The sequence below is a fragment of the Chryseobacterium oryctis genome, assembly GCF_025971925.1.
Classification (GTDB): domain Bacteria; phylum Bacteroidota; class Bacteroidia; order Flavobacteriales; family Weeksellaceae; genus Chryseobacterium; species Chryseobacterium oryctis.
Map to the genome: position 1 here is coordinate 475,427 of NZ_JAPDHV010000001.1, position 26,583 is coordinate 502,009.

Here is a 26,583-nt window from a genome sequence, read left to right on the forward strand (position 1 = left end):
CTTTTACTTTAGATATTTTCAAAAATCAGATTTGAACGGTTTTCGCTGAATCCATTCAACTTTTGGATTTACAGAAAGAAAGATTCTTTCAATATATGGATTCAGAATTTTATTGTTATGCTTCATCAAACCAAAAATCTCAACAGGTTCAGCACCAATGGTAGATTTTATTTCCAAAGCAGTTCTTCCGAAAATAACCTTGTCAAATCTATGACAAATGCCAAACTCTACAATATCCAACAACATATTCAAGTATAATTGTTTTTCTTTCTGAAGAGCTTTATCATAACCTAAAAAATAAGTATCAATATCATTATTATTAAGAATTAAAGTATAGAAACCTATCAATTTCCCATTTGAAAAATACCCGAATATTCTAAAGTTTTGTGCTAAATATTCTTTCATCTTCTCAAAATGATTTTCGGCAAGAAAAAAAGTGTTAAACGGTGCATTTTCAGCCACATTTTGATAAAGTAGATTCATTTCTGCCTGATGCTTTTTGATTGTCTCCAAATCCAGCTCTCGTTTTACTATACCTTGAATCTTTTTTCTGGCCGCTTTTGCTCTGGTTCTGTATTTTGTAGAAAAAGCATTAAGATAATCTTCAAAAGTTATCCAATTCTCTCTCAATTTCAAAATCATATTAGGCTGAACTGAAAACCGAAAATATGCCTGATAATTTTTCCCCTGAAAATATTCGATAAAACTAGCTTGATAATCTTTATAAATAATCAATGCCGTTTTTCTTTTCTCTTTCTGCATCACCTCAACAGCTTCATCTAAAAGAGAAACCATCTGCCCAAAGGTAATTTTTGAAGAATCGAAATAAAATCCGTTTTGCCCGGTAAGCATATTATTCCCTAAAATCATTACATCTTTTCCAAATTTTCTGGCAAAAAAATTACTGATACTACACCAAACCTGATTTTTCTGAAAAGTAGAATGATATTGAAAATCTAAATATTGAAACAATGCTCCTCCAATCAATTCATCATCTTTAAAAAATCCCATATAATAGCATTTCATATTATCCGGAGCAGATTTTTCCAAAGCATTGAAATATTCTTTGGACAGCATAATATTACGACTTCCAACGACAGCATTCCAATTCAATGGTAATTCAAAAATGCTATTATATATTTTAAACGTATATGACATAAAAAAGGCTACCTTTTTGTAGCCTTTGCTTTTTAAGATTGTTAATTATTTCTGTGTAACCCAATTAAAACCATCAGCGGCATACCATCCACAAATAATTCCGCCCATAATCATTAATGTAATTGCCCAAAATGTTACATTAATGAAAACATATTTCCAGGACTTTCTTTCAAACATTGAATTAATGGCAAAAATAGGAAAGACAAAGAAAAACACCGCCAAAAAACCGTGTAAAGCTCCGTGTCCAAAAGAACGATAAACCATACCATACTCCTTCATAAATGCAAAATAAGAAGGAGTTGCGTGGGATTCATCTCCTCCAATCATTCCTGAAGCTCCAAACTGATGTATAGTGAGAAACTGCATAAAAAAAGAGATTAGAAAAGACAAAATAATCGTCAGAACAAAAATCATAATTACATTAGAACCTTTCATCTTTTCTTCCGTCATTCCGGAAGCCTTCATCCAGGCTATTCCTGCAACTTTAGGATTATACCAGATAAACCCAATTATGAGAGGAACGATAGCTGCTACTAAAATAGCCAGAAAATTGAATTGCAACATGGTTATTGATATTTAGCTTGGTTATATTATCAAATCTACACAAAAAATGTTACAAAATACATTTTTCTTCTATCCCTCTAATATTTTGTATTTTCGCGCTACAAATTTTTATAGAATGAATTACGTTGCTGTCGAAAACCTTACCAAATCTTACGGAATCAAAGTTTTATTTGAAAATATCTCTTTCAATATCAATGAGGGTGACAAAATAGCCATCGTCGCCAAAAACGGAAGTGGAAAATCTACTCTTCTTAAAATTTTAATGGGTAAGGAAATTGCTGACAACGGAAGCGTAATCATCAACAAAGACATACAAGTAGTTTTATTTGACCAGGAAATTGATTTTGATCCCAATTTGACGATTGACGAGTTTATGATGACTTTAGATTCAGCCCCCATAATGGCACTGAAAAATTATCATAAATCTCTTCATTCAACAGATAACGATTTCATTGAAAAAGCCTTAGCCGACATGGAGGTTCATAAAGCATGGGACTTGGAAAATGAGATGAAACAAATTCTTTCCCAGCTGAAAATTACTGATTTGGAAGCAAAAATGGGAACACTTTCCGGAGGACAAATCAAGCGTGTTGCTTTGGCAAAACTTTTAACAGAAACCAGAGCTGAACATCGTCACACTTTATTAATAATGGATGAGCCAACCAATCACCTCGATGTAGAAATGGTAGAATGGCTTGAAAATTATTTAAGCAAAGCAAAAATCACTTTATTACTCGTAACTCACGACAGATATTTCCTTGACAGTGTTTGTGACATTATTTGGGAAATGGAAGATAAAAACCTGTATGTTCACAATGGTTCTTATGCGACTTATCTTGAAAATAAGATGATTCGTGAGGATAATCTAAACGCAACTATTGACAAAGCCAACAACCTTTACAGAAAAGAGCTTGAATGGATGCGAAGACAACCCAAAGCAAGAACTACAAAATCAAAATCTAGAATTGATGCTTTCTACGAAACGGAAAAAGTAGCTAAAACAGATACCCGAAAACAAGGTCTTGAGCTTGATTTTGAAATGAAAAGATTAGGAAATAAAATCCTTGAGCTTAAAAATATTGATAAAAGTTTTGGAAATAAAGTTTTATTAAAAGATTTTAGCTATCAATTTCAACGTGGAGAAAAAGTAGGAATTGTAGGAAAAAACGGAGCCGGAAAATCGACACTTTTAAATATAATTCAAGGTTTTGAAAAGGCTGATAAAGGAGAAATTGAAACCGGAGAAACTATTTCTTTCGGATATTTTTCCCAAAAAGGATTAACATACAAAGAAGACGAAAGAGTAATTGACTTCATTAAAGAAGTTGCAGAATATTATCCTTTAGCCAACGGAAAAAGTCTTTCTGCATCACAGTTTTTGAGATTATTTTTATTCGATGACCAAACGCAATACTCTCCTATTTCAAAACTTTCGGGAGGAGAAAAAAGAAGATTGCATTTGATGTATATTTTATATCAAAATCCTAATTTTTTAATCTTTGACGAACCTACAAATGACTTAGATTTACCTACATTAACTGTTCTTGAAAACTTTTTACAGCAATTTCAAGGTTCATTAATTATCGTTTCTCACGACCGATATTTTATGGACAGAATTGTTGACCATGTTTTAGCCTTTGAAGGAGAAGGAAAAATCAAGGATTTTGTAGGAAATTTCTCTGAATACAGAGAAGCTAAAAGCAAAGAAGAAGCTCTGAAAACGACAACTTCAAAACCTGAACCTATTAAAGAAACAATTTCACCATCTGTAAACTCGCAAAATTCAGGTAAAAAAAGAAAACTTTCTTTCAAAGAACAAAGAGAACTTGAAATGATTGAGAAAGAAATGCCTGAATATGAAGAACAAAGAAGTAAAATTTTAGATTCACTTAACAACGAAACAGATTACGAAAAAATAGCAAAACTCTCTGCTGAATTAGAAACTATTTCCGAAAAACTAGAAAATCATGAAATGAGGTGGCTAGAATTACAGGAAATTCTAGGTGAAGCATAAATCTATGTGAAATAACAATAAAAATAATTAGCCCTACTCGATTAATTTAATTCAGTAGGGCTAATTTATTATATCAAATTAACGACTCTTCCTTCTATTGAACTTTGTAATGCAGCTTCAATAATTTTCATGTTTCGAACCACTTCTTCAGCAGGTGAAGGCAATGAATATCCAAAAACAATATGCTCATAAATATTTTGATAATAATGCATATAATTTCCAGCTTCACTTGATGTTTCCAATCTTACTGTTTCATTATTTTCATTTAAAAAATTTAGGATTCCGTCTGGCTGCTGCAAAGGTTGCATCCATTCTTCTCCATACTCAGGAACTACCCCTGCAACCAATTCATTTTCCTGATTATCCGTTCTTTCCTGCAAAAAACTCCCTCTACTTCCGTGAACAGCATAAGCATAATGAGCTTCTTTGGTAAAAACAGAAGATTTTAGTCTTACTCTTAAATCGTCCTTATAATAAAATAGGATTTCAAAATAATCATTAGCAAATTCACTTCCTTTCATAGAGAAAACATCTGCAAAAAGTTTTTCAGGAAAACCAAATAGCTGAACTGCCTGATCTACCAAATGCGAACCCAAATCGTGAAGAGATCCGGAACCAAACAAATCAGGATTTTCTTTATGCAATTTTCCGCTTGGTTCTGTACGGAATCTGTCAAATCTAATTTCAACTTCTTTAATATTCCCTAATTTTTCTTCATTGATCATTTTCTGAACCTGAAGATAATCACGATCAAATCTTCTATTCTGATAAACACTCAAAAACAAACCTTTTTCTTTCGCTAACTGTACAAGCTCCTCTGCCTCAGAAACATTCACGGTAAAAGGTTTCTCAACAATAACATTTTTTCCTGCGTCTAACGACATTTTAACATATTCAAAATGAGTCTGAACCGGAGTATTCACAACAACCAATTCAATATCTGCATCTTGCAACATTTCTTCAACCGAACGGTAAATTTTTGCATCAGGATATTTTTCTTTTGAATCTTCTTTATTTCTTTCCACTACGGCAGACATAAAAAATCCGGGATGCTCTTTCAAAAACGGAGCATGAAAAACCTTTCCACTCATTCCAAAGGCACAAAGTCCAACTTTTACCAATTGCATAATCTTATTTTCAGCAAAGGTATTTATTATATCTTTTTCAGCATCAAAAGATATGATAAATATCATTTTTTTATTTTTAATAAGTCTAAATAATATCAAAGAATTACATACATTTGCACATTATTTTTAACTAGTATAAATAGAAAGTAAAGATGAAAAAACAGCTAGTAACTCTTGGGCTATTATTTATAGCAACATCTATTTCCGCACAGAAGAAATTTCAACCTGAAACTGATACTATCAGAATTCAGACAATTGAAGATGTAAACCTTCACAAAACAGGAAATCCCAACAAAGCAAAACCATTATCTATAAAATCAAACCTTACGGTAATGGAGACTCCTCAACCTATTTCTATTGTTACTCACGAAATTATTGAGCAACAACAGGCAAAACAATTGAGCGATGTACTACAAAACGTAAACGGCGTATATATTACATCATCAAGAGGAAATTCTCAAGATAGTTTTGGTGGGCGCGGTTTTATTCTAGGAAATGATAATATTTTCAAAAATGGAGGAAGAATAAATAGTGGAGTCTTCCCTGAAGTAAGCGGGTTGGAAAGAGTGGAAGTTTTGAAGGGTGCAAATGCAATGCTTTACGGAAATACAGCTGCAGGAGGTGTTATTAATATGATTACAAAAAAACCGCGTTTCAATTTCGGAGGAAGTATCGGATTAAACGCTGGAAGCTGGAATTCTTACAAACCAACTGTTGACATCTACGGACCTTTAACAAAAAATATTGCTTTCAGAGTAAACGGAGCTTATGAATATGCTGAAAGTTTCAGAGATGTAGTTAAATCTGAAAAATATTATTTCAATCCTTCATTTTTATTTAATTTAGGTACTAAATCTCAATTAATTATTGAAGCTGATTATTTGAAAAACGATTTTACACCAGATTTTGGAATTGGAGCTATAACAAATACCGATAATAGCTACAAAATGAACGATTTATTGTCAAGAAACTCTTTTTTAGGAACAGATTGGCAATATCAAAATGTTCAACAAGCAGCTACAACGGCTACATTCAATCATCAAATTAATGAAAAGTGGACATTAAATACTGTTGCAACGTATCAAAATTATACAAAAGATTATTTTTCTACGGAAAGGGTACAATGGGGATATGATAAAAATAATAAACTATTTTGGAACAGACCTCTAAACAGAACTTATAACGAAGTGAATTATACTTCTGTTCAGGTTAATTTAAATGGAGAATTCAATACAGGAAAAATCAATCACAAAATATTAATTGGTGGGGATGCCGATTACGGAGCTTCAGATTCGTACACTTATTACAACCCTGATAATAACAAAGCTTATGGTACAAGTTATTATTTTGGGACAAATGGTGCATCAGGTATTAATGGACAACCAGGAACATTATATCTTGACGATCCATCAACTTGGGCTTCCGGAAATATGCCCGGATCTGCAATATTAAGTAAAACAAGAATTAATACCAGAAGAGTTGGCTTCTTTGCTCAGGATTTCATTAGTTTAACCAACAAATTTAAGGTTATTGCCGGTCTACGTTGGTCATATATAGAAAATATGCCAACAATAAAGACAGATTTCAAGGCAGCTAAAAACAATATAGTTGATCCAAGTTCAACAATGACTAAAGGATTAACAAACAATACAGCAACATCAGACCAAGCCTTATCTCCAAAAGTAGGTGTCGTTTATATGCCAAATGATAATTTATCTGTTTTTGCAACTTATACCAACTCGTTTGCTGCCAATACCGGTCTTGACGCATTCACTTTACAATCATTAAAACCATCATTAATAGATCAATATGAAGTAGGTGCTAAGAAAAACTTTTGGAATAATGCTGTTGCTATCAATCTTTCGCTTTATCAGATTATCTACAGAGACTATTATCAAACTTATATAGATCCTGCAACTAATGCTGCTTCTACAGATCCTAGGAATTTAAAAGAATTTGTAGGTAAAATGAGAAGCCGTGGTGTAGAATTAGATATCACAGGTAATCCTACATCAAACCTTTCAATCATTGGAGGTATTTCTTATAACAATTCAGTATATTTAGATACTCCTGACAAAGTAGGCTATGTTGAAAATCAAAGATTAGTGAGAACTCCTGCTACAACAGCAAACTTATCTGCATTCTATAAATTCACCAATACATTACCAGGGTTAAAAGTAGGAGCCGGTATTTACTACATCGGTGATAGAATTGCAGGATGGAACGATACAAAAACCGGCAGCAATACAAGTTTAGCAGCAAGAAACGGAGTAAGCAGAATGTTTGAATTAAAAGATTACACAACAGTTTCATTATCTATAGGATACGAATGGAACAAGTTCTCAATCCAAGGAAAAGTAGGTAACTTGTTCGATGTGGTTAATTATAATGTTCATGAGAATTATTCTGTAAACCCAATTACACCAAGAAATTACTACTTTACACTTACCTACAAGCTTTAAAATTTAAATAAATATTAATTTCTCTATAAAAACTAAAGTGAAAATTGCAATTTTGCAGTTTTCACTTTTATAATTTAAAAACAAAAACTATTTATATATGGATAAGATTAAAGACACAAAAACTTTCATGAGAATTACACATCGCTATTTAGGGTATTTCCTTGCTGGAATTATGGCTATTTATGCAGTTAGCGGAATATTGCTTGTTTATAGAGATACCGATTTTCTTAAAAAGGAAAAAAAATACGAGAAAATAATAGACAAAAATTTATCTGAAAAAGAATTAGGTAAAGAATTAAAAATCAAAAATTTCGAAGTTACCAAAACAGAAGGCTCTATTCTGAAATTCAAACAAGGAACTTATGATTCTTCAACAGGAGAAGCAAAATATATGAAAAAAGAGCTTCCTTTTGTTCTCGACAAAATGACAAAACTTCACAAATCACAATCTAAAGATACTTTGTCACCACTTAATGTATTCTTTGGAATTTCACTATTCTTCTTCGTTATATCTAGCTTCTGGATGTTCAAACCAAAAACAAAGATATTTAAAAGAGGAATAGCGTTTACCGTTGCTGGAATTATCGTTTCAATAATTTTATTGCTTATTTAAAATTATCAAATCAATAATTAAACCCTTCAAATTAATACAATTTAACAAAATTTACCTTAACATTATTTTAACAAATTTTTCAAAAAATTGAGCATTCTGGCACATTTCTTGAATTTCACAAATTTTAGAATAATAAACATTAATTATTAAATTTATAAATTATGAAAAAACTAATTCTAGCAGGAATATTGGCAGTAGCTGGTCTTACTACTACTGTGAGTGCTCAAATTCAGAAAGGTAATTGGATGGTAGGTGGTAACTTACTAGGTGCCGAATTCGGGTTAAACAAAGGAAGTGGTTACAATTTTGCAATTCAACCAAAAGGTGCTTACTTTATCGAAGACAATGTAGCAGTTGGTGGTTATGTAGACTTAGGATTTAAAGGTGCTAAAGATGCTCCGACTACTTTTACATATAACGTAGGAGCATTAGGACGTTATTATCTTTCTCCAGGTGAGAAAGGAGTTAACAATCTATTAAATCACGGTAGATGGTTCTTCGAAGCTAACGTAGGTGTTGGAGGAATGTCAATCTCTAAAGGAGGTTCTTCTTCTAATGGTCTTAACTTCGGTTTCGGACCTGGTTATTCTTACTTCATCACTCCAAACATTGGATTGGAAGGTTTAGTAAAATATGATGCAAACGCTGGTTTCGGAAATGGTGGATATACAAACAAAATTACTTTTGGTCTTGGTTTCCAAATCTATCTTCCAACTTCAAAAGCTAAGCAAATCATTAATGATGTAAAATAATCTTTAATCATTAAGATTGAATAAAATGAAATCGCCTCGGAATAAATTCCGAGGCGATTTTCTTACAAATTAAAACTAAACTATAAAAAATCAAAAAAATTTATGTGAACTATGTGTTTGGCTGTGGTGTATATCTCAAATAAGACTTAATTTCCGTAACTCCTTTTGGGAATATTTTTCTCGCTTCTTCAGTTGAAACCGTTGGCGGAACTATAACATCATCACCATTCTTCCAGTTTACAGGTGTTGCAATTTTATGAGAATCTACAAGTTGTAAAGAATCTAGAACCCTTATAATTTCATTAAAGTTTCTTCCTGTAGATGCAGGATAGGTAATAATCAGTCTTACTTTTTTATCAGGATCAATGATTAAAAGTGAACGAACAGTTAGCGTAGTAGAAGCATTAGGATGAATAAAATCGTACAATTCTGAAACTTTTCTATCTTTATCTGCTATTATAGGAAACTGCACTTCTGTATTTTGAGTTTCATTAATATCTTTAATCCAATTCTGATGATCCTCTACTCCATCTACACTTAAAGCGATTACTTTTGTTCCTCTACTTTCAAATTCAGATTTTAATTTTGACGTAAAACCCAATTCCGTTGTACAAACCGGGGTATAATCTGCCGGATGTGAAAATAAGATTCCCCAAGAATCACCTAAATAGTTATAAAAATCTATATGACCTAAAGATGATTCTGCCTGAAAATTTGGTGCTGTATCTCCTAGTTTGATTGACATAATATTTTGTTTTTATTAGTCTACAAATTTAGTAGACTTTTTTAGAAATAACAAAACTTTTCTTTGAAAATTTATATCTTTACTTAAAAATAATCTATTCATGAACAAAGAGGGTTTAAGTTACTTCGAAGTTGTATATAATGTATTAGAAAGTTGGTATTTAAAATTTGCCGAACTTACACCAAAATTAATAGTGGGAATTCTAGTTTTCACTTTTTTTCTTTTAACAAGTAAATATCTGAGTCAAGTTTCGGTAAAGCTATTTCATAAGTTTTTCCCGAAAAGTAAAAAAGAAAGTTCTTTAGTTACTTTAATTGGTGTTTTCCGATTCCTAATCATGCTGATGGGAACTTTCATTACCCTAGAAATAATGGGATTCAGTGGCTTTCTCTGGAAATTTATCGGAAGTTTGGGAGTTGCAGGGGTAATTGCAGGGGTTGCATTAAAAGATTTGGTTTCAAGTATATTCTCAGGAATGCTTATCGGGATTGATAAAGCCTTTAAAATTGGAGATTACATTTCAATAGGAAATAATTCAGGAACCGTACAGGAAATAGGATTTTTAACTACAAAAATTATTACTGATGACGGAAGAAAGGTTTATATTCCCAATCAGGTAATTTTTAATGCTCCGTTTTCCAATGTCACCGCTTCACCTCAACGAAGAATAATTCTAAATTTTGAAATTCCGGCAGATGAAGATGTAAGCAAAGCTCAAAAAGGAATGATGGAAGTTATTAAAGGTATGGATAATGTTGACAGAACAGATGCCGTTGAAGTTATTTTCACAGATTTGAAACAAGGAGTTTTCAACCTTCAGGCAAGATTTTGGATGAAAGTGGGAGCAAACATCGTTCATGTAAAAAGTGAAGCGTATTTAAAAATAAAAATGCGATTAGACACAGACGGAATACAATTAGTAACCCCTACAAGTATCAGCATAACAAGTGAGGATACCAACTCAGTAGAAAATTCAGATAAATAGAAAATAAAAAGACCGCTTTTCAGCGGTCTTTTTTATGAATTTAGTTTAAACTTATAATTAAGCTAAAACTTCTTTTACTTTGTTTGCAGCTTCTTCTAAAGTAATTGCAGAGTGAACAGGAAGACCAGACTCGTCAATTAATTTTTTAGCTTCTACAGCATTCGTTCCTTGTAACCTTACGATCAATGGAACAGGAAGGCTACCCATAGCTTTATAAGCATCTACAACACCTTGAGCAACTCTGTCACATCTTACAATACCTCCGAAGATATTAATCAAAATAGCTTTTACGTTTGGATCTCTCAAGATAATTCCGAAAGCTGTTTGTACTCTTTGCGCATCAGCAGTACCACCTACGTCTAGGAAGTTTGCAGGGTTACCACCAGATAATTTGATGATATCCATTGTTGCCATTGCAAGACCAGCTCCGTTTACCATACATGCAACGTTTCCGTCAAGTTTTACGAAGTTAAGACCAGCTTCACCAGCTTCAACATCCATCGGATCTTCTTCTCTCTTATCTCTTAGCTCAGCTAAATCTTTGTGACGGAATAATGAGTTATCATCCAAAGTTACTTTAGCATCAACAGCGATAATTTTGTTATCAGAAGTTTTCAATACAGGGTTGATTTCGAATAAAGAAGCATCAATTCCTGTATAAGCATTATATAAAGACGTAATGAATTTTGTAAATTCTTTGAAAGCATTACCTTCAAGACCTAAGTTGAAAGCAATTTTTCTAGCCTGGAAACCTTGAAGACCTAAAGCAGGATCAATGATTTCTTTGTGAATTAAATGAGGTGTTACTTCAGCAACATGCTCAATATCCATACCACCTTCAGTAGAATATACAACTGTATTCTTACCTTCAGCTCTGTCTAAAAGAATAGAAACATAAAATTCTTTAGTTTCAGACTCACCCGGATAATATACATCCTCTGCAACCAAAACAGAATTTACTTTTTTACCTTCAGCAGAAGTTTGTGGAGTTACCAACTGCATTCCGATGATGTTTTGTGCATTTTCTTTAAGTTTATCCATATTCGGAGAAAACTTTACACCACCACCTTTACCACGACCACCTGCGTGAATTTGTGCTTTTACAACCCATCCCTGAGCTCCTGTTTCAGCAGTTAGTTTTTCAGCAGCAGCTACAGCTTCGTCTACGTTATTCGCAACAAAACCACGTTGGATAGCTACTCCATACTTTGATAAAATCTCTTTTGATTGATACTCGTGAAGATTCATATTATTTTTATTATTTTATTTTAAAATTTAAAGGTTGACAAATTTACTAAAAAGACACGGAAGTTCAAGATTCTTAATTCAAAAATTAAGGTTTAATGAACTTGATTTTTAACATATCATTCAAAGTTTTATTTATTCTTCAGATAATTTTTCAGATTGAGAGCCAATAAACGGAATCTTTGGAGCTAAAAAATATCCGGTGAGACTCGCAAAAAGTATCGGAACGAAATAAGTAAAACCTGTTAAAGTTCCCAAAATAATGGTTGTACTCATTGGTGTTCTCGTTACACAGGCATTAATTGCAGCCATGCAACTTACAATAGCCAATGTTGTATCAACAGTTGGAAACAAATTATGGATAATTAAGCCTAAAGTCGTCCCCACAAAGAAAAGAGGAATAATAAAGCCCCCTCTCCATCCTGAGGTTACAGTAATAGCTATTGCTAATATTTTGAAGATTAAAATAATGATCAAAAAATTTAATGTAAACTTACCTCCAATAAGCTGATTTATTTCATTATGTCCAAAATATCTTGTAATAGGTAAATAAAAAGCGATAGTTCCTAAAATGATTCCACCAACTAAGGTTTTAATATAAATTGGAAGTTTTCTATATTCAAAAATCTTTTTGAAGAACTTAACAACAAAAATGAAAATCCATCCGAATAAAGTTCCGACAATCCCAAAAGCCACCGCATATGCAAAATCATATACCCCTGTATAATGATAATCTTTCAATTCCCAAGCAGAACCTATCCCTAAATGGATAATCAGAGCAAACATCAGATAGCTAAAGCAGCTTGCCACCAAAGCCGGTATGATAGCTTTGTAATATTCAACAGCATGTTTATGATGTAAAATTTCCAAAGAAAATAAGCTTCCACCAAGTGGAGCTCCGAATAATGCTGTAAAACCGGAAGCCATACCAGCAATACTCAATGACCTTAGTTCTTCGCCTTTCAATCTAAAAAGTTTTCCCAGATAAGTTCCTGTAGAACCAGTCACCTGAACCAAAGGAGCTTCTGGCCCTAAACTTCCTCCCGATGCTACACAAAAAAGTGAAGACAATATCATCGAAGGATTATTTTTGGGGTCTAATTTGCCTTTATTGAAACGGATATTATTAACTATTAAATGAATCTCACCCGGATCTCCAATAAAATGTATGACCAATCCCGCTAAAAGACCACAAATAGCCATTGTAGGAATTACCATCCAACCATGGAATCCAGATAAAAACTCAGTAAAATGTTCAAGAACAATCCAATAAAGACCAGCTATTATTCCACCAATCAAACCGGTAATTGCCCACATAAAAAAAGTACGACTGAACACAAACGGATTAAATTTGATAGGCTGATCCAAAAGATTGAACGTCCTAATAATCCGCCGTCTTCTATTAATTTTCATTTTTATCCATTACTTCTTACCTATTTTTATAACAAATATTTTTTCGTTCAATCTTATATCTTATTCTTTACAAAATATAAGATTAGCATGCCCCAACTTAGAATCATCATAAAACCTCCGAGTGGTGTAATTGGGCCTAAAAATTTAAGATTCATACCCCAATAATCTTGAAAACTCAAGAAATAAATACTGAAAGAAAATAAAATTGTTCCAAAAATCATCAACCAGGAAATACCTTTTTCCATTCCGGTTTCAAATTTTAAGATATATCCTACTATTAAAAGGAAAAAAGCAGCGTACATTTGATAACGTACACCTGTTTCAAAACTCTCTAATCTTTCAACAGATAATATCTTTTTAAATGCGTGAGCTCCAAATGCACCCAAAACAACGGATAAAAGCCCATATAAAGCGCCTATTACTAATGTTAATGTTTTCATTTTAATATTCTTCTAATTCTATTTTTAAATATTTCTTCGTTTTATAGTCTTGCCAAGTACCTATAATCTTTTTATTTTCAATGCTAGCTTCTATAAAAGCTCTAGGAATCCAGTGATTGTTTACCTCATCAAAATAATCATTCTCTATAATAGAAATTTTATTTCCCAACCTTCTGCCATCCCACTCAATCAATTTTTTGTTTCTATCATACCAATACACCGCAGAAAATGAATTCTCATCATCTGATGTATACAATCTCTTTATTAAAACTGTAATAGGATATTTCCCGTCTATTTTTCCTCTATATAATTTATTTTGAAAACTAGTACTCTCTACTTTATTTGTATCAGACAATAATTGTAAAGCATATGAACTCCAATATTCTTCTAAATCTTTATAGGGAATTTCAATAACATGACTTCCTAAATCATCCAATGCTCTCATTGCATGATTAGAACATCTTCCCGCAACAAATTTCAGTGTATTTTTTCCGAAATAATAATTAATATATTCTAAAGTATGTTCAGTAAAACAATTTTCATAGATTGAAATCTGGTCTTCATGATAATCTTCTTTATTTTTCTCAGCTCGTAAATCTTTGAGAAAATCATCAACTCTTTTTCTTACTTTTTGATTGATAATATCCTCAACTTTTTTAATGGAATTCGGAGAAAATAAATCTTGAGCATTAATAAAATTACCCGTTCTTAAATCAAAATTTTGCCAAATGGAAAAACTTTCAGAATATGCACCTGTTGCCTCTCCATCCATTGTTATAGTTAAGATATTAGAAGGTGTTTCCAATTTATCCCAACCGTAGAAATATACATAATTAGAGTAAGAATTGGTTGCAGTAGCTGCTTTTTTGAATGGATTTCCTTCAGAATTAGGAACATATTCCAGTTCATTTACCTGTAAAAACGTATTGATTTTATTTTCAACCAAATTATTTTGAGGATAAGAAACCAAAGGAAATTTGAAATCTTCTGATTTTGGTTGCAAATCAGTAATCTTCACAGCTTTCTGCTGAGAAAATCCTAAACTTGAAATCAACATGAAGAAAACAATCCTTTTTTTCATTTTTTTACTAAAACAGTTTTACTTTCCTTCTCTCAACCGATTAAATTCAGTAATTACCTCGTGATGACTTACCGTTTTATCTTTAAAATACGTTACAAAGTATTGTTTTTCTTCTTCAGTAGCCCCCATTTGGTTTAAAATATTCAGTAAGTGCATTTTCATGTGCCCTTTCTGAATTCCTGTTGTTACCAAAGAACGTAAAGCACCAAAATTCTGAGCCAAACCTGAAACCGCCAAAATACTCATCAATTCCTGAGCAGAAGGTTTCCCGAGAAGAGCTAAAGAGAATTTTACGAGTGGATGAAGATTTGTTAAACCTCCTACAACTCCTACCGAAATCGGCAAATCTATCCAAAATCTGAAAATACCATTATCTATTGTACAATGTGTCAAAGAAGAATATTTCCCGTTTCTTGCAGCATATGCGTGTGCACAAGCTTCAGTTGCTCTAAAATCATTCCCTGTTGCAATTACCACCGCATCTACTCCATTCATAATGCCTTTATTATGAGTCGTCGCACGGAAAGGTTCAATCTCGGCAATAGTTACAGCCTGTTTAAATTTCCAGGCAAATTCTTCATTAGAAATTCCACTATCGTCTTTTAAGTCTTCAATTTTGCAAGAAACCTCAGCTCTTACAATGCAATCAGGTGTAAAATTGGAAAGAATATTCATCACAATCTGTAAAGAATTTTTCTCTTCCTGAGTGAAATCTTCACTGATGGCAACTTCCTGTTTTAATGTTTTTCCGAATTGTTCAAGGCAAGAATTAATAAAATTCGCTCCCATTGAGTCTACCGTATCAAAACTAGCTTTAAGCTGGTAATAATTTGGCATTTCTGAGGTTTTATCAACCAATTTTATATCTAAAATACCTCCACCACGCTTTCTCATATTGGCAGTGATGTCTTCAGTCGCTTCCATTAATTTTTTCTTTAAACTGAAATTAAAGAAGTGAAGCAATTTATGAGGTTCTACATTAAATATAAAATGAGTATGTCCTAGCTTTTTATTATTGATGATGGTTGTTTTAAAACCTCCTTTATCAATCCAGAATTTTGCAGCTTTGGAAGCTGCAGCCACTACAGAGCTTTCTTCGACAGCCATCGGAAGGGCGAATAATTTCCCATCGATTAAAAAGTTCGGAGCAATTCCGTAAGGCATATAAAAATTGGAAATCGTATTTTCAGAAAACTCATCATGAAGTTTTTGAAGTTCTGCGTTTTCGTTCCAATATTGTTTTAATATATTTTGATATTCTTCGTTTCCTTCAAGATATTCGTTTACGAGCCAGTCTATTTTTCCTTGTTTAGTCAGTTTGGAAAAGCCTTCAACGGGTTTATGATTCATAGCATACATTTAATGACTGTAAATATACAATTTTGTCACTTTAATATGTTGATAACTTCAATTGAAAAACGTTGACATTTATCAATTTTGGAATTATTTCACAGTAAAAACCGCATCCAAAATTTAGATTTCAATTAACGAAATAAACTTTCCTTTGCTAAAGAAAAACAGAAATTAACCCTCCTACAAATTTTAAAAAGATATTGGAAATATTTAAAGGAGAAATATTAATTTTAAAATCCAATCAGTAACTCTATAACAAGATGAAAAAAATACATTTTCTATTAATTACAATCTTATTTTTCAGTTGTAAAAATGACAAGAACACACCAAAAATCATTGTCGAAAATGCAGAGTCTGAAAAATATGTTTCGAAAAGTTCAGTTACAATCAATAGAGATAAAAACACCATAAAAGAAAGATTCCCTGCGCCCAAAGACTACCAATGGATTGAAGAAAAACCAAATTCTTTTGGACATTTTATTGAAAATTTCAAGCTAAAATCCTACGGCAGTCCAATCTTAAAATACGACGAAACTCCTATTTCTACACAACATCTTCATGAAGCAGTTTTTGACATAGATACCGGAAATAAAGATTTACAACAATGTGCAGATGCTGTTATTCGTTTGAGAGCTGAATATTTATTCAAAAACAAAAAATTCGATGAGATAAAATTTCATTTTACAAGCGGAGATTTGGTTTCATGGAACGATTACAAAAATGGAATCAGAGCTTTTGTTAAAGGAAATAATGTAAATTTTAGAAAAACTGCTGACTTTGATGATTCCTATCAAAATTTCAGAAATTATCTGGACTTAATTTTTAATTATGCCGGAACAATTTCACTAAACAAGGAGACCCAACCTGTCACCAAAAATTCAGAATTAAAAACAGGAGATATTTTGATAACACCAGGAAGTCCAGGACATGTAGTTTTTATTGCTGGAGTAGTACAAAATAACGAAGGAAAAAGATTATATTTATTAGGAGAAGGCTTTACTCCTGCTCAATCTATCCACATAGTATCCAATCCTTTTGATAGAAATATTTCGCCATGGTACGATTTGGATATTCACTCACCAGAAACCAAAACTGCAAGATATTTTTTTAAACCAACAAATTTCAGAAGTTTTTAATAACTTATATTTAAAACTCTTACAAACTTACTGCGATTATCTGAACTTGTTTTTGTAAATTTGTGTTCGAAATTTTTACTTGATGAAAGAGAGTGCTGTAAAAAAAATTGCAGTTCTTACCTCTGGAGGTGATTCTCCCGGTATGAACGCAGCATTAAGAGCGGTAGTAAGAACCGCAAATTATTATAATATAGAATGTTACGGAGTGAGAGAAGGCTACAATGGTCTTATCAATGCGGATTTCCTGAAAATGGGTCCCCGCTCTGTAAAAAACATAATTAATCAGGGTGGAACTATTCTAAAATCTGCCCGTTCCATGGAATTTAAAACCAAAGAAGGTCGCCAAAAAGCCTATGACAATTGCGTAAAGCTGGGAATTGATGGTTTGGTTTGTATTGGTGGAGACGGAACTTTCACAGGAGCAAAAATTTTCAATGAAGAATTCGGAATCAAAGTAATTGGTGTACCAGGAACTATCGACAACGACATTTTCGGAACCGACAATACAATCGGTTACGACACTGCTCTGAATACCGCAATGGAAGCAATTGATAAAATTCGTGATACTGCAACGTCTCACAATAGGGTTTTCTTTGTAGAAGTGATGGGTCGTGATGCTGGTTTTATCGCATTAAACAGCGGATTGGCAACCGGAGCTCTGGATATTTTAATTCCAGAAAAAAAGGACAGTATGTCTGACCTATTTGCAACATTCAGGCATGCAGAAAAAACAGGAAAAGCTTCAAGCATCGTAGTTGTAGCAGAAGGTGAAAAACTAGGAAATATTTATGACCTTGCTAAACAAACAAAAGATGAGTTCCCTGAATATGACATCCGAGTAGCCATTTTAGGACACATACAAAGAGGAGGTTCACCAAGCTGTGCCGACAGAGTTTTGGCAAGCAGATTGGGTTATGGCGCTGTAGTGGGATTAATGGAAGGGCAATCAAACGTAATGGCAGGAATGCGTTCCAATGATTTGGTTTACACACCAATTGAAGAAGCAATCAAAAAACACAATGAAATCAATAAAGATCTCTTACTGATTTCAGAAATATTAGCAATCTAAATTTTTAATTAAAAAGTAAAATACTATGTCAAAAATTAAAGTAGGTATCAACGGATTTGGTAGAATCGGACGTCTTGTTTTCAGAGCAATGACAGAAAGAGATAATATCGAAGTAGTAGGAATCAATGACCTTATTGATGCTACATACATGGCTTACATGTTAAAATATGATTCTGTACACGGAATTTTCCCAGGTGAAGTTTCTGTAGAAGGTAATGACCTTGTCGTAAACGGAAACAGAATCAGAGTAACTGCAGAAAGAGATCCTAACAACCTAAAATGGAATGAAGTAGGTGCTGAATATATCGTAGAATCTACAGGTCTTTTCTTATCTAAAGATACTGCTCAGGCTCACATCAATGCTGGTGCTAAGAAAGTAATCCTTTCTGCTCCTTCAAAAGATGATACTCCAATGTTTGTAATGGGTGTAAACCACACTGAACTTACAGACGATATCAAAATTTTATCAAATGCATCTTGTACTACAAACTGTCTAGCTCCTTTAGCTAAAGTAATCCACGATAACTTTGGAATCGTAGAAGGATTAATGACAACTGTACATGCTACAACTGCAACACAAAAAACTGTTGATGGTCCTTCAATGAAAGACTGGAGAGGTGGTAGAGCAGCATTAAATAACATCATCCCTTCATCTACAGGTGCTGCAAAAGCGGTAGGAAAAGTAATCCCTTCATTAAACGGAAAATTGACAGGTATGTCTTTCAGAGTACCAACTGTTGACGTTTCTGTAGTAGATTTAACAGTGAGAATTGAAAAAGCTGCTTCTTATGAAGAAATCTGTTCAGTAATCAAAGCTGCTTCTGAAGGTGAACTAAAAGGTATTTTAGGATACACTGAAGATGCTGTTGTTTCTCAAGATTTCGTAGGAGATAAGAGAACTTCAATCTTCGACAAAGATGCTGGTATTATGCTTTCTCCTAACTTCGTAAAACTTGTTTCTTGGTATGACAACGAAATGGGTTATTCTAATAAGTTAGTAGATATGCTTGTACATTCAGCTTCTTTATCTAACTAATAGATATTTAGCTCATTAAATATAAAACCTTCCAAATTGGAAGGTTTTTTCTATTTATAATCATGTTAAAAAAATAAAAACCTCTCAAAACTTGAGAGGCTATTTTAGTTTATTCTTTTCAAACAACTAATAAAGAAAAGCCTAAACACGTTTTAATTCTTTTTTTTCATTTTGTTCTTACCTAAGATTTCACTTATATATAAGGTTATTAGTCATAATAGGTAACCTAAAAAATCTAGAGTTCAAATTCTAAATAAAAATTCAGAAAAGTTCTCATGATTATTAGTCACACAAATTTTAAAATATAATAAGCACTAAGCAATACCCCTTTTGAGGTATTTTTTAATTTTTATAAAAAAGCTAAAAATCAACATACCCATCTTCAATTAAAATATATTAATTATCTAGTCCTTAATTAATCGTATATTATATCCCCAAGGGTACCCATGGGCGGTTCTAAATACACTTCCCCTAGAATGATGTATAATATAAACATATGTATTTCCATTCGGAGCAAAAGTAGAAGACCACCATCCTCCTTCATGAGTAATAAATTTTTCATGTTTATCGTTTACAGTTCCTCTTCCTCCTCCGGGTAAACCTGTAAATTTACTTGAGTTCGACGCATCATTGGGACTATTCCAACCTTGCACACTTTTCATTTTTCCTCCAGCAACTTCTATTCCACCTAAATGGTTCATCAATTTCATAAACTCTTCATCCGTCGGAATATGAAACCCTTTCGGAGCAAGACCTCTTTTATCGTGCAAAGCATAACCATTATATACTTTTCTTGAATTTACGATAGAGTAAGCAGGTTTTTTGGCATCTGCGGCAGCTCTCCATTCTTCATATGTGGCTGCATAAGGAATTTTGTCGCCATTTTTAAATTTTGTAACATCCAAATCGTTTGCTGCCCATTCCTGATTACCAATTTTTATCGTTGGAATGATTTCGTCTTTAGCATTATAAATTTCTTTAAGCGTTCCTGTATTGACGGAGTTACAACTCCAAACAAAATTAGAAGGATTAACTCCATTACTTCTTTTTTGGGCTTCAGCTAAGGCTATTGCATCGGCTTCTTCCTTAGTTCCTGCTATTCCCCACCCATAGGCCGTCCCTGCTTTCCCATCTATTGTTCGATATGCAGCACACCCTGTTCCGGAAAAAGTGAGTACAACAGAGCAGTTTCCACCTTTTTTAGCACATTCTTCTTTAGCTTTGGTTTCTGCCTCTGCACGATTGGCATAATCATAAGAAAATCCGTAGTAAAAACCATTGCTTCTATCAATAGCCAATGCTCCAAATTTTGAACTAACTGTTTTGGTTGCCGGTTTCTTCACGCTTTTTTTAGCTTGCCCATTTACGTATATCGTTGCTCCCATAAGCAACAAGAACATCATTGTCGGTTTCATATTAGTTTTTTTTCAATTAATTTCTTAGTGTTATAATCTATTTTCTGAAGGTCTAACAAGTCAATAAAAAGTATTTTTTTAGTAATTGTATTATTTATTATAAGCATATATCAATTCAATCATACCAATACTTAAGCTCAACGGCATATCCCGCTTTCTTAAAGACCTTTTTCAAAGATTCTCCTAGAGTTTCATTATTTTTCATGTTTCGAATTCCTGTAAAAAATAAATCACTTGAACTTTCTTCCTTTTGCTTATACCCTCCATCTTCTATTCTAGTTCTTGTAACTTTTACCGCATTTTCTTTTGTTCCAAAAATTACGTTAATATCTTTCCCGATAAATAATATATCAGAAATAGAAACTTCTCTTTTCTCCACATAAGAACCTACACTCTTCTTGACTTCAAATTCTACCGAAAGAACATCATTATCAATCTTATAAGCTGTTACAACCCTCAATTTATCTTCAAAATAATTATTATCAACCTCTATCTTCAAGTCTCTGCTTATTGCATTATTAAGCAGTTTTACAATACCTTTTTCTTGTGCGAAACTAAAAAAACAAAAAAACAGAAAGGAAAAAATAAACAGCTTTGAAATTTCTGTTTTCATAATATAGAGTTTTTGTAAAATTTAGAATTTTATGATTACAAAAAAATAACCCTTTTGTGGTATTTTAAAGAAATTTTAAGTATTTTTAACAATCTCTGCAAAGACTGTTTTATGAAGTCAAAACAACATCAACTTACCGCTGTATGGAATGAATTTCCTGACGCTCTCAGTAATAATTTTGTAGTTACTGCAGCTCCGGCTATACAGAAAATTATTGCAGAAATGTTTTCTGTCGGAAATTTTTATTATTACATTATTAATGTTGCAGACGGTTCTGTATCTAATTTCAATGAAACAGTTCTCTCAATACACGGATTGAAAGAATACCCAAACTCTCTTCAGCAGATTATCGACCTTATTCATCCTGATGACATTCCTTTTGTATTGGAAGCAGAGCGCCTTACTCTAGATAAAATGAAAGAAATAGGGTTTGAACATCAGTTAAATTTAAAAACAAGCTATTGTTTTCGTATGAAAGTTGGAGATGGGAGTTACCAACTATTTCATCACCAGGCGATTCACAGTTTAAAAGACGAAAACGGAAAATTATTGCAGGCGATTAATATTCACACAAATATCCATCATTTAACACAACAAAACAATTTTGTTGTAGTTGTTTCAGGAATTGGAACAAGAGATGACTATCACCAAATACTCGTGAGACCAAATGATATAATAGCTCTTCCCAATCTCACCAAAAGAGAAAAAGAAATCCTTTCATTGATAGGCAAAGGATATTCGGGGGCTGAAATTGCAAAAAGTCTCATTTTATCAGAACATACCATTCGTACTCATCGTAAAAATATTCTAGCGAAAACCAATTCCCGAAACAGCAAAGAACTTGTAAGAAAGGCCTTTGAGTGGGGGCTTATTTAGCATTCTAAATATTTATACTTTTTTATTTTTTCAAACTGACGGAAGTCAGAAATAATTTCGGTGTAAAACTTGTATTTTTATTCATAATGAAAACAACAATTTTACAGCCTCGCTTTAAAGATTCCGAACATTTCAAAAATTTCTGGATAAAAGGTAATGGAAAACAACTTATCGACTTTTCTGGAGCAAAAGTTTGCTTCGATAACTTTGATAAATTTTCTCCATTTTATTTTGAAGGAGATCAATTGGGAGACGAAGTTGTGAAAGATGTTTATTTCACAAAAAAATTCAATGAAGCAACCCGCCAAATCGAGCATTATATAAGAAACGGAGTTTCTGAAGATGATCACGTTCATGAAAGTGTAAAAAAGCTATTTCTTAAAACTCAGAAAATCCCAAATTGGCTTGATTATAATTTATTGAAAAAAGGTGCTGAACTGTGTATGAGAGGAAATATTGACTCTTTAATTTCACTGAGAGATTATTGTTTAATTGGTGGTTATGATTATGCTTACCTCAGCAAACCTCTGATTGCAACAGAAGCCTTAAAAAAAGGTGCTGTAAAACGTCTTTCAGAAACATTGGATTTTTGGGTAAACGTAACAAGATATGATGCTTTAGAAATTCATAAAAAAGGTTACGAATTTGCCATCAAAACTAGATTAATTCATTCCTACGCCAGACTTTCCATCAAAAAACATTACAAAAACTGGGACACCGAAAACTGGGGCGAACCTATCAATTCATGGGATATGATGGCAACATATATAGGATTTAGCCTGGTTTTTCTTCATAGTTTAAAAAAATTGGGAAACACATTTTCAACTGAGGAAGAAAAAGGACTTTTTCACCTTTGGAAATACGTTGGATATTTATTAGGAATACCGGAAGAACTTTTACCCAACGACAAAAAACAAGCTACAGAATATTTCTACTTATGGACTTCCATACAGCCTCCATCTGATAAAGACTCTGTTCTTCTCGCTCATTCTTTATTAAATGAATCTCTGGAAAATCCGATTTTAAAATATCAATTTCAAAGAAGAAATTTGCGTTATTTACACATTTGCTGTACATGGTTTTTGCTAGATGATGAAGTTTGCAAGAGATTGCAAATTCCTGAAGTATCAGGAAAAAACGTATTTCCTTATTCAAAAATATTGATTAATAAAATTTACGATACAATTGTAAGCAGAAAAACAAGAATAGAAAAAGGAAATAAAGACCAAATGAAAGTATTGGAAGATTATTTGAATATAACAAAAAATTCAAATTTTCATTAAATCTAAAAAAAGACAACAACCATTTGTTTTTAAATAGATTAGATATTAAATTTTTATGTTTTTTTTACTATAAAAACAATTTTCAGAAACAAATAATATTAGTTTTTGACATTTAAATTGTGTATTTTTGAGAAATTATTTTAATAGACATGAGTAATATTGATGATAAGAAAAAAGCACTTGCGCTAGTGCTTGACAAACTAGATAAAACATACGGAAAGGGAACTGTAATGACTTTGGGAGACAGCTCTGTTGACAATACAATTGAAGTTATTCCTTCTGGTTCTTTAGGATTAGACATTGCATTAGGAGTTGGAGGATATCCTAGAGGAAGAATTATTGAAATTTATGGTCCTGAATCTTCGGGTAAAACAACTTTAACACTTCATGCGATTGCAGAAGCTCAAAAAGCAGGAGGTATTGCGGCTTTTATTGATGCCGAACATGCTTTCGACAGAACATATGCTGCAAAGTTAGGAATCGACCTAGAAAACCTAATTATTTCTCAACCGGACAACGGAGAACAAGCTTTGGAAATTGCTGACAATCTTATTCGTTCAGGTGCGATTGATATCGTTGTCATTGACTCTGTTGCTGCTCTTACTCCAAAAGCGGAAATTGAAGGAGAAATGGGAGATTCTAAAATGGGACTTCATGCAAGATTGATGTCTCAGGCTTTGAGAAAATTGACTGCAACTATTTCAAGAACAAAATGCACCGTAATTTTCATCAACCAGTTAAGAGAAAAAATCGGAGTAATGTTCGGAAACCCTGAAACAACAACAGGTGGTAATGCATTAAAATTCTATGCTTCTGTAAGAGTAGATATCAGAAAAGCAAGTGCTCCTATTAAACAAGGAGATGAAGCAATAGGAAGTCGTGTAAAAGTGAAAATTGTGAAAAACAAAGTTGCTCCACCATTTAAACAAGCAGAATTTGACATCATGTACGGTGAAGGAGTTTCTAAAACTGGAGAAATTTTGGATCAGGCGGTAGAACAAGGAATTGTAAAGAAAAGCGGTTCTTGGTTCAGCTATGAAGACACCAAATTAGGACAAGGTAGAGATGCCGTAAAAGAAGTTCTAAAAGACAATCCTGAACTTTCTGAAGAACTGGAAAACAAAATAAAAGAAGAATTGAAAAACAAATAGTTTTTTCAGTTAACAATATTTAAAGACAGCTTTTTTAGGCTGTCTTTTTTGTTTAAATTTTCACATAATTATTTTCAAAAAATGTCAAATTGTCACTTTACTTCAAACGGTATTTTTTTTGAGAATAATAAACCAAATTTAAAAAACAAAAATTATTATGACTAAAGGAAATATTAATGTATCTGTGGAAAATATTTTCCCGCTTATCAAAAAATTTCTTTACAGTGACCACGAAATATTCTTGAGAGAATTAATCTCAAATGCAACTGATGCCACTTTAAAATTAAAACATTTAACAAGTATTGGTGAAGCCAAAGTTGAATATGGAAATCCAAAACTTGAAGTAAAAATCAATAAAGAAAATAAAACCCTTCATATCATCGACCAAGGAATCGGGATGACAGGTGAGGAAGTTGAAAAATATATCAATCAGGTTGCTTTTTCGGGTGCTGAAGAGTTTTTAGAGAAATATAAAGACACAGCCAAAGATTCAGGAATCATCGGTCATTTCGGACTTGGTTTCTATTCTGCTTTCATGGTGGCTGAAAAAGTTGAAATTCTAACAAAATCTTACAAAGATGAACCGGCAGTTCGTTGGATTTGCGACGGAAGCCCTGAATTTACATTAGAAGAAACAACTGATAAGACAGACAGAGGAACAGAAATCATTCTACATATTGCAGAAGATTCAACAGAGTTTTTAGAAGAAGGAAAAATCCGTGAATTGTTATTAAAGTATAATAAATTCATGCCTATTCCAATTAAATTTGGAACTAAAACTCAGACAAAACCTTTACCTGAAGATGCTCCTGAAGATGCTGTTGCAGAAACAGAAGAAGTTGATAATATCATCAACAACCCTACTCCGGCTTGGACAATTGCTCCGAGTGAACTATCGAATGAAGATTATATGAAATTCTACCACGAATTGTATCCAATGCAGTTTGAGGAGCCTTTATTTAATATTCATCTGAACGTTGATTATCCGTTTAACCTGACAGGAATTTTATTCTTCCCGAAACTGAACAATAATCTTAATATTGAAAAAGACAAAATTCAATTATATCAAAATCAGGTATTCGTAACAGATGAAGTGAAAGGAATCGTTCCGGATTTCTTGATGTTACTTCGTGGTGTTATTGATTCTCCGGATATTCCGTTGAATGTTTCACGTTCATATTTACAGGCAGACGGAGCTGTGAAGAAAATTTCTTCTTACATCACCAAAAAAGTTGCCGACAAAATGTCTTCTCTAATCAATGAAAATCGTGAAGATTATGAAAAGAAATGGAATGACATTAAAGTGGTTATCGAGTACGGTATTGTAACAGAGGAAAAATTCGCCGAAAAAGCAGATAAATTCACATTATATCCGACAACTGACGAAAAATACTACTTATGGAATGAATTAGAAGAGAAAATCAAGCCTAATCAAACCGATAAAGATGGTAAATTAGTTATTCTTTATGCTTCAAATGCAGATGAGCAGCACAGCTATATTCAGGCAGCTAAAGACAAAGGATATGAAGTTCTTCTTTTAGATTCACCAATTATTCCTCACGTTATCCAAAAATTGGAAACTTCAAAAGATAAAATCTCGTTTGCAAGAGTTGATGCCGACCACATCAATAATTTGATTAAAAAAGACGAGCCTATCATTTCTAAATTGAATGAAACAGAAAAAGAATCTTTGAAGAAAAACGTTGAAGAAACTATTAACGATACAAAATTCACTGTTCAGCTTGAAGATTTAGACAGTAATGATGCTCCATTTACCATTACTCAGCCTGAATTTATGAGAAGAATGAAAGATATGCAGGCTACAGGAGGTGGCGGAATGTTCGCAATGGGAGGTTTCCCTGAAATGTATAATCTTGTTGTGAATTCCAATAGTGAATTTGCCAGTCAGATTTTGAAAACTGAGAATAAAGAAGAGAAAGAAGGGTTGATAAAATACGCTCTAGACTTAGCTAAACTTTCTCAAAATTTATTAAAAGGAAAAGATTTGACTGACTTTATCCAAAGAAGTTATCAAAACTTAAATAAATAATT

At 32.7% G+C, this 26,583-nt stretch carries 23 protein-coding genes; 12 read left to right on the plus strand and 11 right to left on the minus strand.

The genetic code is table 11. From position 1 onward, the window contains the following. Positions 1–18 precede the first annotated feature (18 nt). Entirely contained in the window at positions 19–1,158 is a 1,140-nt protein-coding gene (locus OH806_RS02315) for a peptidogalycan biosysnthesis protein (protein WP_264742065.1), read from the minus strand. A gap of 45 nt (positions 1,159–1,203) precedes the next feature. After that, positions 1,204–1,722 carry a DUF1761 domain-containing protein gene (locus OH806_RS02320; RefSeq protein WP_319804057.1) on the minus strand — a complete coding sequence of 173 codons (519 nt, stop codon included), beginning with the start codon at positions 1,720–1,722 and terminating at the stop codon, positions 1,204–1,206. Between the two features lie 115 nt (positions 1,723–1,837). Here OH806_RS02320 and OH806_RS02325 point away from each other — a divergent pair, with 115 nt between their 5' ends. Continuing rightward, complete coding sequence (locus OH806_RS02325) at positions 1,838–3,736, plus strand: ABC-F family ATP-binding cassette domain-containing protein (protein ID WP_264742066.1); 1,899 nt, start codon at positions 1,838–1,840, stop codon at positions 3,734–3,736. Positions 3,737–3,804: 68 nt separating this feature from the next. On the opposite strand, the gene OH806_RS02330 is transcribed toward OH806_RS02325, so the two are convergent. Then, positions 3,805–4,863, minus strand: a complete 1,059-nt coding sequence (locus OH806_RS02330; RefSeq protein ID WP_264742325.1) for a Gfo/Idh/MocA family oxidoreductase — start codon at positions 4,861–4,863, stop codon at positions 3,805–3,807. A 152-nt stretch (positions 4,864–5,015) separates the two neighbouring features. Between OH806_RS02330 and OH806_RS02335 the strand changes: the two genes are divergently transcribed. The 3 genes from OH806_RS02335 to OH806_RS02345 all read left to right on the plus strand — a co-directional run bounded on the left by OH806_RS02335 (position 5,016) and on the right by OH806_RS02345 (position 8,690). Next, positions 5,016–7,325, plus strand: a complete 2,310-nt coding sequence (locus OH806_RS02335; RefSeq protein WP_264742067.1) for a TonB-dependent siderophore receptor — start codon at positions 5,016–5,018, stop codon at positions 7,323–7,325. A gap of 97 nt (positions 7,326–7,422) precedes the next feature. Continuing rightward, positions 7,423–7,938, plus strand: a complete 516-nt coding sequence (locus tag OH806_RS02340; protein ID WP_264742068.1) for a hypothetical protein — start codon at positions 7,423–7,425, stop codon at positions 7,936–7,938. 161 nt (positions 7,939–8,099) lie between these two features. Beyond that, a complete protein-coding gene (locus tag OH806_RS02345) occupies positions 8,100–8,690 on the plus strand; it encodes a hypothetical protein (protein WP_264742069.1) in 591 nt (196 codons plus the stop codon). A gap of 109 nt (positions 8,691–8,799) precedes the next feature. Here OH806_RS02345 and OH806_RS02350 read toward each other — a convergent pair whose 3' ends face one another. Next, complete coding sequence (locus tag OH806_RS02350; RefSeq protein ID WP_264742070.1) at positions 8,800–9,435, minus strand: peroxiredoxin; 636 nt, start codon at positions 9,433–9,435, stop codon at positions 8,800–8,802. A 100-nt stretch (positions 9,436–9,535) separates the two neighbouring features. On the opposite strand from OH806_RS02350, the gene OH806_RS02355 reads away from it, so the two are divergent. Further along, complete coding sequence (locus OH806_RS02355) at positions 9,536–10,420, plus strand: mechanosensitive ion channel family protein (protein ID WP_264742071.1); 885 nt, start codon at positions 9,536–9,538, stop codon at positions 10,418–10,420. 57 nt (positions 10,421–10,477) lie between these two features. Here the strand turns inward: OH806_RS02355 and sucC are convergent, their stop codons facing one another. The 5 genes from sucC to OH806_RS02380 all read right to left on the minus strand — a co-directional run bounded on the left by sucC (position 10,478) and on the right by OH806_RS02380 (position 15,949). Next, positions 10,478–11,668 carry an ADP-forming succinate--CoA ligase subunit beta gene (gene sucC, locus OH806_RS02360; protein ID WP_264742072.1) on the minus strand — a complete coding sequence of 397 codons (1,191 nt, stop codon included), beginning with the start codon at positions 11,666–11,668 and terminating at the stop codon, positions 10,478–10,480. A 132-nt stretch (positions 11,669–11,800) separates the two neighbouring features. Continuing rightward, positions 11,801–13,078: a chloride channel protein gene (locus OH806_RS02365; RefSeq protein WP_264742073.1), complete on the minus strand. Its 1,278-nt coding sequence runs from the start codon at positions 13,076–13,078 to the stop codon at positions 11,801–11,803. A 53-nt stretch (positions 13,079–13,131) separates the two neighbouring features. After that, positions 13,132–13,518 (minus strand): DUF423 domain-containing protein, encoded by a 387-nt coding sequence (locus OH806_RS02370; protein WP_264742074.1) that lies wholly within the window; start codon positions 13,516–13,518, stop codon positions 13,132–13,134. Between the two features lies 1 nt (position 13,519). Beyond that, entirely contained in the window at positions 13,520–14,599 is a 1,080-nt protein-coding gene (locus tag OH806_RS02375) for a hypothetical protein (RefSeq protein WP_264742075.1), read from the minus strand. 18 nt (positions 14,600–14,617) lie between these two features. Beyond that, positions 14,618–15,949, minus strand: a complete 1,332-nt coding sequence (locus OH806_RS02380) for a hydroxymethylglutaryl-CoA reductase, degradative (RefSeq protein WP_264742076.1) — start codon at positions 15,947–15,949, stop codon at positions 14,618–14,620. A 263-nt stretch (positions 15,950–16,212) separates the two neighbouring features. Here OH806_RS02380 and OH806_RS02385 point away from each other — a divergent pair, with 263 nt between their 5' ends. The 3 genes from OH806_RS02385 to gap all read left to right on the plus strand — a co-directional run bounded on the left by OH806_RS02385 (position 16,213) and on the right by gap (position 19,193). Further along, positions 16,213–17,088: a DUF4846 domain-containing protein gene (locus tag OH806_RS02385; protein WP_264742077.1), complete on the plus strand. Its 876-nt coding sequence runs from the start codon at positions 16,213–16,215 to the stop codon at positions 17,086–17,088. 82 nt (positions 17,089–17,170) lie between these two features. Further along, positions 17,171–18,157 (plus strand): 6-phosphofructokinase, encoded by a 987-nt coding sequence (pfkA, locus tag OH806_RS02390; protein WP_264742078.1) that lies wholly within the window; start codon positions 17,171–17,173, stop codon positions 18,155–18,157. Positions 18,158–18,182: 25 nt separating this feature from the next. Next, the gene (gene gap, locus OH806_RS02395; protein WP_264742079.1) at positions 18,183–19,193 is read left to right on the plus strand and encodes a type I glyceraldehyde-3-phosphate dehydrogenase; all 1,011 of its coding nucleotides are present in this window, start codon (positions 18,183–18,185) and stop codon (positions 19,191–19,193) included. A 404-nt stretch (positions 19,194–19,597) separates the two neighbouring features. Here gap and OH806_RS02400 read toward each other — a convergent pair whose 3' ends face one another. Together OH806_RS02400 and OH806_RS02405 are read right to left on the minus strand one after the other, a co-directional pair. After that, a complete protein-coding gene (locus OH806_RS02400; RefSeq protein ID WP_264742080.1) occupies positions 19,598–20,608 on the minus strand; it encodes an FISUMP domain-containing protein in 1,011 nt (336 codons plus the stop codon). Positions 20,609–20,723: 115 nt separating this feature from the next. Then, positions 20,724–21,221, minus strand: a complete 498-nt coding sequence (locus OH806_RS02405) for a hypothetical protein (RefSeq protein WP_264742081.1) — start codon at positions 21,219–21,221, stop codon at positions 20,724–20,726. A gap of 111 nt (positions 21,222–21,332) precedes the next feature. Here OH806_RS02405 and OH806_RS02410 point away from each other — a divergent pair, with 111 nt between their 5' ends. The 4 genes from OH806_RS02410 (at position 21,333) to htpG (ending at position 26,581) form a co-directional block, all read left to right on the plus strand. Continuing rightward, entirely contained in the window at positions 21,333–22,097 is a 765-nt protein-coding gene (locus OH806_RS02410) for a LuxR C-terminal-related transcriptional regulator (RefSeq protein WP_264742082.1), read from the plus strand. An 86-nt stretch (positions 22,098–22,183) separates the two neighbouring features. Beyond that, on the plus strand, positions 22,184–23,380 hold the full coding sequence (locus OH806_RS02415) for an oxygenase MpaB family protein (protein ID WP_264742083.1): 1,197 nt from the start codon (positions 22,184–22,186) through the stop codon (positions 23,378–23,380). 149 nt (positions 23,381–23,529) lie between these two features. Next, the gene (gene recA / locus OH806_RS02420) at positions 23,530–24,531 is read left to right on the plus strand and encodes a recombinase RecA (RefSeq protein WP_264742084.1); all 1,002 of its coding nucleotides are present in this window, start codon (positions 23,530–23,532) and stop codon (positions 24,529–24,531) included. 157 nt (positions 24,532–24,688) lie between these two features. Continuing rightward, the gene (gene htpG, locus OH806_RS02425; protein WP_264742085.1) at positions 24,689–26,581 is read left to right on the plus strand and encodes a molecular chaperone HtpG; all 1,893 of its coding nucleotides are present in this window, start codon (positions 24,689–24,691) and stop codon (positions 26,579–26,581) included. Positions 26,582–26,583 lie beyond the last annotated feature (2 nt).